This is a genomic window from Rhodococcus sp. 05-2256-B1, assembly GCF_002258465.1.
Lineage (GTDB): Bacteria > Actinomycetota > Actinomycetes > Mycobacteriales > Mycobacteriaceae > Rhodococcoides > Rhodococcoides fascians.
In genome coordinates this window covers 48,041-61,973 of record NZ_NOZA01000026.1, presented here as the reverse complement: position 1 = coordinate 61,973, position 13,933 = coordinate 48,041, and the positions used below count along the sequence as shown (strand labels likewise).

The following is a 13,933-nucleotide window of genomic DNA, read 5'->3' as shown; positions in this document are numbered from 1 at the left end:
CATGTGACTCATGCAGCTTCTCGATATTGGGACCTACTTCACATCGGAGCAGGCCGCCGCAGCGCTCCCCGCCATCGGAACGGAAGTGGACGACGACGGTCTGCGATCGCTGTATGCCTACCCGACCGATGTGGGCCGACCGTGGATCCGTACCAATTTCGTCTCCAGTATCGACGGGTCCGTCACCTCCGACGGTGCCTCGGCCGGATTGGGCACCCCGGCAGACACCCGGTTGTTCGGCATCCTGCGTGAGCTGTGCGATGCGGTGCTCGTCGGCGCCGGCACCGTGCGCGGAGAGAACTACGGCGGGGTCGCCCTGTCTCCCGATGTCATCTCTCGCCGGCAGGCGAACGGTCAGGAATCGGTGCCGACCATCGTGGTCGTCACCGCCTCCGGCTCCATCGATGCGCGGTCTCGCCTACTGACGGACACAGCGGTGATGCCGGTGGTGCTCACGTCCGCCGCGGCGGACCGCTCTGCGGTAGGCGAACTCCGGACGGCCGGGGCGACGGTGCTCGAGGTGTCCGGCGAATCGGTGTCGACCACCGACATTGTCGAGTCTCTGTCCCAGCTCGGGTTCGGTCGCGTGCTGTGCGAGGGCGGACCAGGACTGTTCGGTCAGCTGGTGTCCGACGGGGCGGCGGACGACGTGTGCCTGACGATCTCACCGAAGGTGATCAGTGGGCCTGCCGGCCGCATCGCCCATGCCGCACACGCCGCCGATACGTCCATGCAGCGCGCACTCGTGCTCGGCGACACCGACGGCACGCTGTTGACCCGCTGGGTGCGGCCGTGACGAGAGACGCGGGCGCGGCAGCGAAGCATAAGTAGATAGCCTCGCACCGTGACGCAGAAACGTTCGTTGCTCGCCGCAGTACTCCTCGTCGCCACGGTCTGCGCGGCCTGTGGAGGCGGCCCGTCGATCCGTCCCGAAGTGGCGGTGGAGCAGCGCTCGCCCGGTCAGCCCGCCGAGTCGTCGCCCGAAACCCCGCCCGAACCGGCTGCACTCGCTGTTCCGACCACCGACCTCGATTGGTCCGAGTGCACCTCGGCCACCCTCGGAATGTTCGGGCTCACCGCCACCACGCCGGGCCTGACGCTCGAATGCGGTGAATACGAGGCCGATGTCGACGCCAGCGGTCAGATGTTCGGCACCTTCGCCGTCGGGGCGCTTCGGGCCACGCTCGACCGGACACCCGTCGATGCCGGGCCCCTGGTGTTCACGTCCGGTTCGGATCGTTCGTCCATCGCAACCTTGGCCACGATGGCCGCCGGCCCACTCGCCACGCTGCTCGAGGCACATCCGATCGTTGCCGTGGATCGCCGCGGCATCGGACGCTCGACGGCCGTGGACTGCATCGACGACACACCCCAGGCGCCTACCAAGGCTGCCGTCGATGCCCTGGGACAGTTCTCCAGATCCGACTCGGACTCCGTCGACCGCGCGGTCGACGCCGGACGAGACGCCACCATCGAATGCACCGACACCCTGCAGCCGCAGGAGCTCGCCTTCGGCACCGGGTACGCCGCGGACGATCTCGATCGGCTTCGACAGTTGTGGGGCGTGGACCGGATCGGCCTGATCGGAGCGGGAAACGGTTCTCTCACCGCCATGGCCTACGCCGCGAAGTTTCCCGACAACGTCGCGCGCCTGATCCTCGATTCGCCGACGGGCGTCAACGCCGACCAGGCAACGCTCGCCGAGCAGCGAACTCAGGGCAAGGAAGCGGCGTTCGCTGCCTTCGCACAGCGTTGCGTCGCGCTGAACTGCTCGCTCGGAAGTGACCCGACGGCCGCAGTGGCACAGTTGATCAAGCGCGCCGCCGGCGGCGAATTCGCACCGCTGTCCACACACGAAATTCTCGACGCGATCACCTTTGCGCTGGCCTCGACCGCGGGAGACGCGTCGACGCGGGCGAGAGATCTGTCCTCGACGCTCTCCGCTGCCGCCGCCTCCGACACGACTGCGCTCGCAGCGCTCGCCGAACGAGGCCGGGCGGCGTACAGCACCGACGGCCAGTTCGTCGCCCGCTGCACGGACGGGCAGCAGTGGCCATCTCCGCAGGGCGTCCGCGACCTGGCGCCGGGGTGGACCGACCGCTACCCGATCTACGGAACCGACGCTGCCCTGACGGCATTGCTGTGCTCGTCCTGGCCGACAGCTCCCTCCGTCCCACTGCCCACCTCGCTGGACGTTCCGGTCCTGGTGCTGTCCAACGCCGGCGACCCGATCGTCGGCAACGGCGGCCTGTCCTCGGTCACCGGCCTGATCGGTGCGACGGGTGCCGCCGTCGCGTCGGCCGCCTGGCAGGGCAGCGGGCATCCGAGCATCGGCGGGTCGCAGTGCCTGCAGAGTGCTGCTGTCACCTACGCCCGAGACACGACGCTTCCGACCGACGGCACCGTCTGTCCGGCCTGACTCGACTCCTCGGAGGGTCGCGAAAGACACGGGCCCCGCGGGGTGTCCTGAACGGCCGCACCGACCGTCTCGGGTACCGTTCGCGGGTGTCACTTAGCTTTCTGGAGCCGCGTACCGGGCGGACCACCGCCGAAGTAATCAAGTACGCGCTCTGGCCGATCGCCATCATGACCGTCGTGCATCGGGTGGTGATCAGGGCGGTCAACGGCGATGTCACCAACGACTTCAACCCGGTGTACAACGCAGCTCTCGCGTTCCTCAACCGGCAGCCGGTGTACACCGCGAACTTCGATTCGGTCGATCCTCATTACCTGTACCAGCCGAGCGCGACGATGCTGCTCTCCCCCATCGCCATCATCGACCCGGAGCGCTCTCGCTGGCTGTTCATCCTTGCCAGCACCGTGGCCATCCTCGTCGCGCTGTACATCCTGCTGCGCATCTTCGGCTTCCGGTTGGACTCGGTGGCTGCACCCGCCCTGCTCCTGGCTGCCTTCGTCAGCGAGACGGTGACGAACACACTGGTGTTCACCAACTTCAACGGTTTCGTACTCCTCGGCGAAGTGGCGTTTCTCGGATTCCTGTTGCAGCGCAAGGATTTGTCCGCCGGTGTCGCGATGGGCTTGACCCTGGCGATCAAGCCGATGCTCGCACCACTGCTGCTGCTCCCCCTGATGACGAGACAGTGGAAGGTGTTCATCACCTCGATCGCCATCCCGGTGGTGATGATGGCCATCGCCTGGCCGTTGTCCGTCGATCCCATGAATTTCATCGATCGGACGCTGCCGTACCTGCTGCAGACGCGTGACTACTTCAACAGCGCTGTCGTCGGCAACGGCCGTTACTACGGAGTGCCCGAGTTCCTGACCCTCGGCATCCGCGCCGTCCTGGGCATCATGGTGTTGGTCTCGCTGTGGTTGCTCTACCGGTACTGCCGAGAAGATCGACTGTTCTTCTTCGCCACCACCTCCGGCCTGATCCTCACCGCGCACTGGCTGCTGGGCTCACTGGGCCAGATGTACTACTCGATGATGCTGTTCCCGTTGCTCATGACGGTCGTGCTCAGGAACTCGCTACTCCGGAACTGGCCGGCCTGGCTCGCGATCTACGGGTTCATGAACGCCGATCGTTGGTTGTCCGGACGGTGGATCGAAACCGGACGGGCCCTCGACTATCTCCGCACCACCTTCGGTTGGGCGCTGCTGATCGTCGTGATCTTCGGAGTGCTCGTCGGACGCTGGTTCGCCGCGAGAACAGAGGGACGGCTCGACGAGGGAATCGAGCCCAGCTACCTGTTACCGACCGCGTCACCAGCGAAAACGGCATAACCCGGCAAATCGTATTAGCGTGTCAGCATGAGTTCAGCAACAGACAACAATGCCGCTCCGGCCGTCCAGCTCACCGACGCGCAGTGGCGGGAGAAGCTGACACCCGAGGAGTACGCGGTTCTGCGTCAGGCCGGTACCGAGCGCCCGGGCGTCGGCGAATACACCGACACCACCACCGAAGGCATCTACGAGTGCCGCGCCTGCGGAGCCGAACTGTTCCGCAGCACCGAGAAGTTCGAATCGCATTGCGGATGGCCGTCTTTCTTCGACCCGGCCGACAGCGACGCCGTCATCCTGAAAGAGGACACCACCCTCGGTATGCGCCGCGTCGAAGTCGTCTGCCGCAACTGCCACAGCCACCTCGGCCACGTCTTCGAGGGCGAGGGCTACCCCACCCCGACCGACCAGCGGTACTGCATCAACTCGATTTCTCTGGTGCTCAAGCCTGCATCCTGATCGGTCCGGACATCCCGGGGATCGCCGCGCACTCGGCGAACCTGCGCTGAGGATGCGTCGAAACCGAGCCGCGAACTCCGGAGATTACCTCTGCTTGACCCGATCGTTAGGGTAGCTTTGGGGTTGTGGCCACGTCGATCAAGACCTTCTGGTGGTGCCAGGTGAAAATCACCGGCGTCACACCCAATTTCGGTGACGAATTGACGCCGGGACTGGTCGGAACATTGTTCGGGCAGAAGTGTTCCTGGCGTCGCGCGAAGCGCTGCGACATGATCGGGGCAGGTTCCACCCTGGAAATGGTCCAGCTGATGCAGGCCCGGAAGGGTCTCAAGGTCTGGGGCTCGGGTTTCATGCTCAGTGACGCCGCCCACGAACGAGACTTCAGCTACCCCGATTTCGACTTCTACGCGGTTCGCGGACATCTGTCGCTGGGACGCATCAAGTCCGAGCGCGAGGTCGCGGTCGGGGACCCCGGGCTGCTGGCGAACAGAGTCTATGCACGCTCCCCACGGGTACCCGGCCGGATCGGCCTCGTCTACCACTGGGTGCACAAGAAGGATCCCGTAGTGCGCTCGCTTGCGCGAGACAAGAGCGTCACGTTGATCGACCCGTCCAGAAAGCCGGCCAAGGTCATCGCCGACATCACTGCCTGTGACTTCGTGATGTCCACGAGTCTGCACGGCTTGATCGTTGCTGACTCGTACGGCATCCCCAACGCATGGATAAAGCTGCCGCGAGACATAGGCGGCAACGGATACAAATTCGACGATTATTACTCTGCTTTCGACCGAGAAGCTGTCCAGCATTCATCGGACCTTGCGCGAGATCACGATCGAATGGCGCAGCTACAGCACGAATATCGGCCGGTCCCGAATCTGAAAGAACAGGACAATCTGATCGGAGCTTTTCCGTTCGCCCTGCCTTACACAGCTTGAATTCGACAGGCCGAAACTCGAGCCGGTCATCGTTCGCTCCCACACGATCGCTTTCGAGCGCCCTGTTACGACGGTGCATACTGTGAGCATGCGCACTTTCACCTCACCAGAGCAGATCAAGGCGGCCGTCGGCGAAGAACTGGGAACCAGCGACTGGCTCCAGATCACCCAGGAACGGGTGAACACCTTCGCCGACGCCACCGGCGACCACCAGTGGATCCACGTCGACGTCGAACGAGCGAAGAAAGAAAGCCCGTTCGGCGCTCCGATCGCCCACGGATTCCTGAGCCTGTCCCTGGTGTCGATGCTCAACTGGCAGATCTACACCATCGAGAACACCAAACTCGGAATCAACTACGGCTCCAACAAAGTTCGCTTCATCAATCCGGTCAAGGTCGGATCCCATGTCCGGTTGCGGACCACCCTCACCTCTGTCGAGGACGCGTCGGGCGGAGCGCTGCAGATCGTGACGACCGCAACGCTCGAGATCGAAGGCGAGGACAAGCCGGCCTTGGTTGCCGAAATTATCTCGCGGGTAGTGTTCTGACCTTCGTCCGCTTAGGTGGATCGAACGCGGTGATCGGCGGCAGCGGCGCGTCGTAGCGTTCAATCTCTACCAGCACGTGTTGCCCGGTGCACCCCCGCGAGAGCGACGACGACCCGACGTCGGCGGTGAGAACGTTCACGCTGCCGTGCACGCACATCGACCCTGGGTCGGCCCGGTCCAACGGGTCGTACCAGGCACCGGTCGACAACTGCACCACCGATTCCAGCATCCCATCGTCGACGACCACCCCGGCCAGGCACGAACCGCGGTCGTTGAACACTCGCACCACATCGCCGTCCGACACTCCCCTGGCCCCCGCCGCAGACGGGTGCATTCGTATCGGCTCGCGGCCCTGAATCTTCGAATGTCGGCTCACCGCACCGTGATCGAGCTGACTGTGCAGCCTGGTGCGCGGCTGGTTGGCGATCAAGTGCAGAGGAAACTGCTCGGCCCGCGCCCCGCCGAGCCATTCCTGCGGCTCGAACCACATCGGGTGCCCGCGGCAATCCTCGTAATCGAACCCCGCGACCGTCGCCGAGAATATCTCGATCTTGCCGCTCGGTGTCCGCAGCGCGTTGCCGATCGGGTCCTGGCGAAAATCCTCCAGGAACGTCAACTCGTCCTCGGTCTTCATCCGGAACGAACCCTCACGCGTGAAGTCGTCGAATTCCGGGGTCTGCACGCCGTCTGCCCGCAGATACTCACGCCACTGCCCGTACATGTGCTCGAGCCATTGCTGTGACGTGCGCCCCTCGGTGAACTGCTGCCCCACACCGAGTTTCATAGCGAGTTCTGCGAAAGTGTCGTAATCGTCGCGCGAATCGGCGAATCGCTCGGCGGCCGGTGCCATGGCCACGAGCAGTGGATCGTTGCGTGTGCAGCTCAGATCCGACCGTTCCAGCGATGTGGTCGACGGGACGACGACGTCTGCGTGCTTGGCCATCGGCGTCCAGTAGGGATCGTGAACGACGACGGTATCTGGCCTGCCGAGTGCCCGGCGCAATCGTCCCAGATCCTGGTGGTGATGAAACGGGTTGCCGCCCGCCCAATAGACCACTTTGATGTCGGGATAGACCAAACGTCGGCCGTCGTAGTCGAATTCGTGCCCGGGGTTGAGCAGCATGTCCGAGACAGCTGCGACCGGGATCAGATCGGCCACCGGATTGATTCCCTGCGGCAGTGTCGGCAACGGATACGGCACAGGAGCGAGGCCGGGCTCGTTCATCGAGCCGTATCCGTGTCCGAATCCCCCACCAGGCACGCCGATTTCGCCCAACATCGCTGCCAACGTGATGCCCATCCACGGAGCCTGTTCACCGTGCTGCGTACGTTGCAGGGACCACGTGACGGTCACCATCGTGCGTTTCGACGCCATGTCCCGTGCCAGCTCTGCGATTACGGACGGCTCGATACCGCAGATCTCCGACGCCCACTGCGGCGACTTGGCCACACCGTCCGAGACGCCGAGAAGGTAGCGCTCGAACTCGGGGTAACCCTCGCAGTACTTCGCCAGAAACGCTGTGTCGTGCAGGTTTTCGTCGGCCAGGACGTTTGCCAGAGCCAGCATCATCGCCACGTCGGTTCCGGGGCGTGGGGCGATCCACCGCGCCTCGCCCGACATGTCGTTGCGCAATGGACCGACGGTGACGATCTGCCCGCCGCGGGCGCGCATCGCGTCGAGCGAACCGACGGTCGGATGATCCGACGTACCACCGTGATTGATGCCTGTGTTCTTGACCGGAACACCGCCGAATGCGACCAGCAGTTCGGTGTGTTCGGCGATCACGGACCAGGATGTGGAGCGGGAGAACATCTTCCAGTGCGCGCCGAGCACGTGCGGCATGATGACGCCGGTCGCACCGAGCGAATAGCTGTGCACGGATCGCGTGTAGCCGCCGATGCAGTTCAGGAAGCGGTGTACCTGACTCTGCGCATGATGAAAGCGGCCGGCACTGGCCCAACCGTACGACCCGCCGTAGATGGCGTTGTTACCGAATGTGTCCACCACGCGGCGCAACTCGCGCGACAACAGGTCGGTGAGCTCGTCCCACGAGACGTCGACGAACTCCTCGCTACCGCGCCTGTCGGTGGGGCCGGGACCGTTCTCGAGCCAGCCCCTGCGTACCGCAGGCGACGTGACGCGGGATCGATGGGTCACCGAACCGACGAGGTTGCCCAGCACCGGGGAAGGATTACTGTCCGTCACCTGAGGATGAATCGCGGTGACGTCACGTCCGTCCGAGTCGGCGCGGAACATCCCCCAGTGGCCCATGTGCTGGACGCCGGTCACTCCGGTCATCGAATCCCGAACGCGCTCAACGCTGCCAGCAGTGCGTCGGGACGCTCGGCCGTCGGCACCGGATCGACGAGTGCGAAACTGCACCCGATCTCCTGTGCCGCGCCGTCGGCCTCGGCACTGTCGCCCACCATCAGCGTCCGCGCGGGCTCGACGCCGAGAGCGGCCACCGCATGTCGGAAGATCTCCGGTTGCGGTTTGACGTGCCCGACCTCGAACGAGAGCACGAATTCGTCGACGTACCGGTCCAGGCCCCGAGCAGTGAACGCAGGACGGATGTCGAAGGCAATGTTGCTCAGCACCCCGACGCGAATCGACCGTCCCGCCAATGTCGACAGTGCCGCTTCCGTGTCGGGATAGGGCGTCCAGGAGTCGGCGTCGATGACTCGTCCGTACACCGATTCGGCCTGTGCCTCGGCGGTGATGCCGGACTGCGCCAGAACGTGCAGATACGCCTGCCGATGCAGGGCCGGATCCAGATCGCGATGACGCCATGCGTGCCGAGTGGCGTCGTCGAACTCGACGGTCTCGCCGACCGGAGCGGTCATGCGTCGCATGAGCTCGGCGGCTCCGGCTCCGTCGACCGGAACGCCGTCGGCATCGTGCACACCGTCGAACCACGACGGCTCCTCTTCCAGTCGGAAGAGTGTGCCGGAGAAGTCGAAGAGAACGGCGTCGACGATGGGTGTGTCCGTCCCCGTCACGGTAGTGATTCGACGAGCGCGTCCACCTCGACCCGAGGGCCGGTGAAGAACGGCGTCTCCTCGCGCACGTGTCGGCGTGCCTCGGTGGCCCGGAGATCGCGCATCAGGTCCACGATGCGGTCGAGCTCGGGGGCTTCGAAAGCCAGGATCCACTCGTAGTCACCGAGCGCGAACGAGGGGACGGTGTTGGCGCGCACGTCCTTGTAGTCGCGTGCTGCCTTCCCGTGATCGGCGAGCATCGTTCGACGTTCCTCGTCGGGCAGCAGGTACCAGTCGATCGAGCGGACGAACGGGTACACGCAGATGTACGCGCCCGGATCCTCGCCCGCGATGAACGCAGGCACGTGGCTCTTGTTGAACTCGGCGGGGCGGTGCAGAGCAGTGTTGCTCCATACCGGCGTGCTCGCCTTGCCCAGCGCGGTGGTGCTCCGGAAGTCGGAGTACGTCGCCTGCAGGTCCTCGATGCGCTCGGCGTGCGTCCACACCATGAAGTCGGCATCGGCCCGCATGCCGGCGATGTCGTAGACCCCGCGCACGACGACACCCTTGTCCTCACGGCCCTCGAAGAATGCCCGGGCTTCCTTCGCAGCGGCCGCGCGGTCGTCGCCCAGAACCCCGGGTGTGACCTTGTAGACCGAGAACATCAAGTACCGAAGAGTCGAATTGAGCGCTGAGTAATCGAGGCGTGCCATGGCCCCTATCGTGCCACCTCGACCAGACGGGCGGCAGCGGTGGTGGCGGACGCAATACAGGCCGGTACCCCGACGCCGCGCTGCCACGCTCCGGTCACGGCGAGCCCGGCGAGTTCGGACACTCCGGATTCGATGGCGGCGACGCGGTCGAGGTGTCCGGGAGCGTACTGCGGCAATCCGCCCGGCCACCTCTGGACGGTCACTGCCAGCGGCCGGGTGTCGATACCCGAGACCGTGGCCAGGTCGGCGAGCGCGACGTCGATCGTGTCCTCGTCGGATCGCTGCGCGGCGGTGTCGTCGCCGAAACGCCCGAGCGAGGCTCGCAGCAGTACCGCGTCGCGCTCGGCCAGGTGCGGCCACTTTCGACTGGACAGCGTGAACGCCTTCACGTCCAGCCCCGCGTCCGTCGCCACCAGAATTCCCGAATTCTGCGGCAGCTCGGTCGACGTCGGAAACGCCATGGCCACGACCGTCGACGACGCGAGTTCGATCTCACGGGCCGCGCGCGACGCGTCCGGTGCGAGGTCTGCGATGAGATCGGCCAGTATCGGTGCCGGTACCGCCAGCACGACCCCGTCGACCACACCTACCCGATCGACGAACCAGCCGCCCGACTCACGGCGGATCTCGCCGACGCTCGTCTCGCGCAGAACGCGAGCGTCGGTGACTGTAACCACGGCGTCGAGCAGCACCGCGTAGCCGTCCCGGAGTCCACCGAACACCGGCCCCGGGGACGGAGTCGGGAGTGCCGTCAGCACAGCCTCGGTCAGGTTCGCCGCGCCGTTGTCCAACGCAGCGGCCAGCGTCGGCAGCGCAGCACGGACACCGATGGAGCTCGCCGAACCGGAGTAGACCCCGCCGAGCAGTGGATCGACCGAACGGCTCACCACCTGGTTCCCGAAACGTGTGCCCACGAGATCGGCCACGCTGGCATCGGAGCCCCGGACCCATCGAAACGGCCGCTCGGTCTCGGTGTCGATGAAGTGCAGCTCGGACGGATCGACCAGCTCTCGGACGGACTCCGCCGACGACGGGATACCCATCAGGGTGCCCACCGGAAGTGGATGAGTGCGTCCACCGGAGAAGACGAGCGGTCGCACCGTCGACGGGTGCACCAGCTGATCGGTGAGCCCCAGTTCCGCAAGCAGGGCGGGCACCTCCGGACGGCGCCCGATGAACGCCTCGGCACCGACATCGAGCGACTGATCGCCGACCGAGGTGGTGCGCAGGGTGCCGCCCACCCGGGACGATGCCTCGACCACGGTGATCTCAGCATCGGGCCCGCACGCCTGCCGCAGGCGATACGCCGCGACGAGGCCGGAAATTCCGCCGCCCACGACGGCGTAACGCCGGACGGTCACAACGAATGCACCAACGAGACGACCCGAGTCAGGATGTCGGGATCGGTATCGGGAAGCACGCCGTGGCCGAGATTGAACACGTGTCCGCGGGCACCGGCCGCGATCGCACGATCCGCCTCGGCACCAATGCGTCGGACCTCGGCCTCGACTGCGTCCCAGCCCGCGAACAGCACTGCGGGATCGAGATTGCCTTGTAGAGCCTTGCCATGGCCCACCCGGTGCACCGCGTCGTCGAGCGGAATCCGCCAGTCGACCCCGACCACGTCGGCACCGGCCTCGCCCATGGCACCGAGCAGTTCTCCGGTGCCGACCCCGAAGTGGATCTTCGGGACGCCGGCCGAGGACACGGCGTCGAACACTCGTGTCGAGTGCGGCAATACGTACTCGCGGTAATCGGCGAGCGAGAGTGCACCCGCCCAGGAGTCGAACACCTGAACGGCGTCGACGCCCGCAGCCAGCTGGGCCTGCAGAAAGGTGATCGTGGTGGAGGCCAATGCGTCGAGCAAAGCGTGCCACGTGGCCGGATCGGACCGCATCAGAGCTTTGGTCTTCTCGTGATTGCGGCTCGGACCACCCTCGACCAGGTACGACGCAAGGGTGAAGGGTGCGCCGGCGAATCCGATCAGCGGAGTGCTTTCCAGCTCACGCGCGAGAATGCGGACGGCGTCGGCCACCGGCTGCACCTGGTCGGCAGTGAGGACGGGCAGAGCCGCGACGTCCGCAGCCGAACGCACCGGATGCGCAACCACCGGTCCGGTACCGGCGACGATGTCGAGATCGATGCCCGCGGCTTTGAGCGGAACCACGATGTCGGAGAAGAGGATCGCTGCGTCGACGTCGTGACGACGTACGGGCTGCAAGGTGATCTCGGCGACCAGATCGGGCCGGAAGCACGAGTCCAACATCCCGATGCCTGCACGGATCTTGCGGTATTCCGGAAGGGACCTGCCGGCCTGACGCATGAACCACACCGGCCGCCTCGACGTCGGTCGGCCGTCGATCGCGGCCAGAAACGGTGCCTCCGGAAGTTCTCGTCGGGCGGGGGCTGCGGTGTGCGATTCGGCGTTCATCACCGTCCATGCTGCCACGTGCGACAACCGCCGTTACCCTCGAGGGCGAGACACTCATCGCAGTTCAGGACACTCGGATCGTTCGACGGACGCTCGGCGCAGTTCGATCACGGCTCGGCGCGCCTCCATCGCAGGACAACGTGACGCGTCTAACGTCCGGTGACGTGACCGAGCACCGATCTGACGCCGAACCTGCGCCTTTCCGCGCCGCCATCGACGCGATGCATCGGGCGCAGGTACACCCGGCGATCGAAATCGGTCCGATTCGGCCGCCGCAGAGACTCGCTCCCTACAGCTATGCGATCGGTGCCGAGGTCAAGCACGCCGACTCCGAGCAGATCGACGAACAGAGCGACGGCGACGCGTTCGGCCGTCTGATCCTGTTGTACGACCCCGACGGTGCCGAGGCCTGGAACGGCACTCACCGCCTGGTCGCGTACATCCAGGCCGATGTGGACGAGTCCCTCGCCGACGATCCTTTGCTCCCCGAGGTCGGCTGGAGTTGGCTGGTCGACGCCCTCGAATCGCGATCGGAACCGTTGAACGCGCTCGGCGGCACGGTCACCTCGACCAGCTCGGTACGGTACGGCGACATCGCCGGCCCGCCGAAGGCTCACCAACTCGAACTTCGTGCGTCCTGGACGGCGACGTCGGAGGATCTCTCGACCCACGTCGAGGCGTTCTGCGAGGTGCTCGCCTACGCCGCGGGCCTGCCGCCCGCGGGCATCACCACCCTCGGGCAGCGCAGTTCCAGTCGGACATAGCAGTTCCAGTCGTACATAGTTGCCGGTCCGTTCGGCCCCAGGGCCTAGAGTCACATCTCATGTCAGCCGAGAGTTCCCCGGACACCGCGTCGGATGCAGAAGCGAACGAGCCTGTCGCCGTTCCGTTGTTGGCCCCCGCTGACGGGGTTCCCGACGTCGTCGACACCGCCGATGCCGTTCGCGCAGCCGCAGAGGCACTTGCCGCAGGCCACGGGCCCCTCGCCGTCGACGCCGAGCGCGCGTCCGGCTTCCGCTACTCCCAACGTGCGTACCTCGTGCAGTTCCGCCGCCGCGGCGCAGGCACCGTGTTGCTCGACCCCATACCCGTCACCGGCGACCTCGCACCCCTGGCCGAGGTCATCAACCCGCTCGAATGGGTATTGCACTCCGCGGACCAGGACCTGCCCGGTCTCGCCGAACTGGGGCTCGTCCCCGCCACGCTCTACGACACCGAACTCGCCGGCCGCCTGGCCGGATTCGACCGCGTCGGCCTCGGTGCGATAGTCGAGCGAACCCTCGGCCTGGCCCTGCAGAAGGGGCACGGCGCGGCCGACTGGTCCACCCGACCCCTCCCCGACACCTGGCTCAACTACGCCGCCCTCGACGTCGAAGTTCTGCTCGAGCTGCGAGACGCGATGGCCACCGAACTCGAGGCACAGGGCAAAACCGAGTGGGCAGCACAGGAGTTCGCCCACATCCTCGCCCTGGGCCCGCCCAAACCGAAAACCGACAGATGGCGTCGGACATCGGGGATCCATGCGATCAAATCTCCCCGCACCCTCGCTGCCGTCCGCGAATTGTGGGCCACGCGAGACGAATTGGCGGCCAAGCGTGATGTGGCACCGAGCCGGGTGTTGCCCGACTCGGCGATCGTCGCCGCGGCGACGGCCGATCCGAAGTCCTCGCGGGAGCTCGAACAGCTACCCGTCTTCGGCGGCCCCCGTCAGCGTCGGTCCTCTCGGTTGTGGGCCTCGGCACTGACCCGAGCACGGGCGCTGCCCACCGCGGAGTTGCCGTCGATGGCGGCATCGTTCGACGGGCCGCCACCGGTCAACCGATGGGCCCGCCGCGATCCGGACGCAGCGGCCCGACTCGCCGACGTGCGAGCGGCGATGACCGAGCTCAGCGAGTCGGTATCGGTGCCGGTCGAGAACCTCCTGATGCCGGACCTGCTACGCCGATTGGTATGGGATTGGCGGACTCCCGACGACGACGCTCTCGATCCAGAAGCTCTCATCGACACTCGCCTGACCGAAGGAGGGGCGCGGCCCTGGCAACGCTCGCTGGTGGTACCGGTTCTGACGAAGGCACTGCACCCTTCCCAAGTTACCGACGGGTAATACCCGCTACAGTGGGTGGCGCGT

13 protein-coding genes are annotated in these 13,933 nt (G+C 65.9%); 8 read left to right on the top strand and 5 right to left on the bottom strand.

Annotation, left to right across the window (positions count from 1 at the left end; genetic code table 11):
• Positions 1-10: 10 nt before the first annotated feature.
• The 6 genes from CH285_RS13695 to CH285_RS13670 all read left to right on the top strand — a co-directional run bounded on the left by CH285_RS13695 (position 11) and on the right by CH285_RS13670 (position 5,682).
• The gene (locus CH285_RS13695) at positions 11-796 is read left to right on the top strand and encodes a pyrimidine reductase family protein (RefSeq protein WP_032370461.1); all 786 of its coding nucleotides are present in this window, start codon (positions 11-13) and stop codon (positions 794-796) included.
• Positions 797-844: 48 nt separating this feature from the next.
• Entirely contained in the window at positions 845-2,419 is a 1,575-nt protein-coding gene (locus CH285_RS13690; RefSeq protein ID WP_045841772.1) for an alpha/beta fold hydrolase, read from the top strand.
• Between the two features lie 47 nt (positions 2,420-2,466).
• Positions 2,467-3,744, top strand: a complete 1,278-nt coding sequence (locus CH285_RS13685; protein WP_205912393.1) for a glycosyltransferase family 87 protein — start codon at positions 2,467-2,469, stop codon at positions 3,742-3,744.
• Positions 3,745-3,771: 27 nt separating this feature from the next.
• A complete protein-coding gene (msrB, locus tag CH285_RS13680; RefSeq protein ID WP_027496925.1) occupies positions 3,772-4,200 on the top strand; it encodes a peptide-methionine (R)-S-oxide reductase MsrB in 429 nt (142 codons plus the stop codon).
• Between the two features lie 125 nt (positions 4,201-4,325).
• Complete coding sequence (locus tag CH285_RS13675; protein WP_094643164.1) at positions 4,326-5,135, top strand: polysaccharide pyruvyl transferase family protein; 810 nt, start codon at positions 4,326-4,328, stop codon at positions 5,133-5,135.
• A gap of 88 nt (positions 5,136-5,223) precedes the next feature.
• The gene (locus CH285_RS13670) at positions 5,224-5,682 is read left to right on the top strand and encodes a MaoC family dehydratase (RefSeq protein ID WP_027496923.1); all 459 of its coding nucleotides are present in this window, start codon (positions 5,224-5,226) and stop codon (positions 5,680-5,682) included.
• On the opposite strand, the gene CH285_RS13665 is transcribed toward CH285_RS13670, so the two are convergent.
• Genes CH285_RS13665 through hemE form a run of 5 tightly spaced genes read right to left on the bottom strand, consistent with a single transcriptional unit; the run spans position 5,660 to position 11,805 of the window.
• Positions 5,660-7,981, bottom strand: coding sequence for a molybdopterin-dependent oxidoreductase (locus CH285_RS13665; protein WP_255032310.1), 2,322 nt, complete (start codon positions 7,979-7,981; stop codon positions 5,660-5,662). The two genes, CH285_RS13670 and CH285_RS13665, sit on opposite strands and share 23 nt — an antisense overlap.
• Positions 7,978-8,682 carry an HAD family hydrolase gene (locus CH285_RS13660; RefSeq protein ID WP_228139211.1) on the bottom strand — a complete coding sequence of 235 codons (705 nt, stop codon included), beginning with the start codon at positions 8,680-8,682 and terminating at the stop codon, positions 7,978-7,980. The genes CH285_RS13665 and CH285_RS13660 overlap by 4 nt, the downstream gene beginning before the upstream one ends.
• Positions 8,679-9,374 (bottom strand): hydrogen peroxide-dependent heme synthase, encoded by a 696-nt coding sequence (gene hemQ, locus CH285_RS13655; protein ID WP_094643163.1) that lies wholly within the window; start codon positions 9,372-9,374, stop codon positions 8,679-8,681. The genes CH285_RS13660 and hemQ overlap by 4 nt, the downstream gene beginning before the upstream one ends.
• A gap of 5 nt (positions 9,375-9,379) precedes the next feature.
• Positions 9,380-10,735, bottom strand: a complete 1,356-nt coding sequence (locus CH285_RS13650; protein WP_094643162.1) for a protoporphyrinogen oxidase — start codon at positions 10,733-10,735, stop codon at positions 9,380-9,382.
• A complete protein-coding gene (hemE, locus tag CH285_RS13645; RefSeq protein WP_094643247.1) occupies positions 10,732-11,805 on the bottom strand; it encodes a uroporphyrinogen decarboxylase in 1,074 nt (357 codons plus the stop codon). Before hemE ends, CH285_RS13650 begins: the two co-directional genes overlap by 4 nt.
• A 221-nt stretch (positions 11,806-12,026) precedes the next feature.
• Here hemE and CH285_RS13640 point away from each other — a divergent pair, with 221 nt between their 5' ends.
• Positions 12,027-12,569 (top strand): DUF3000 domain-containing protein, encoded by a 543-nt coding sequence (locus CH285_RS13640; protein ID WP_239536507.1) that lies wholly within the window; start codon positions 12,027-12,029, stop codon positions 12,567-12,569.
• A 59-nt stretch (positions 12,570-12,628) separates the two neighbouring features.
• Entirely contained in the window at positions 12,629-13,909 is a 1,281-nt protein-coding gene (locus CH285_RS13635) for an HRDC domain-containing protein (RefSeq protein ID WP_094643160.1), read from the top strand.
• Positions 13,910-13,933: the final 24 nt, after the last annotated feature.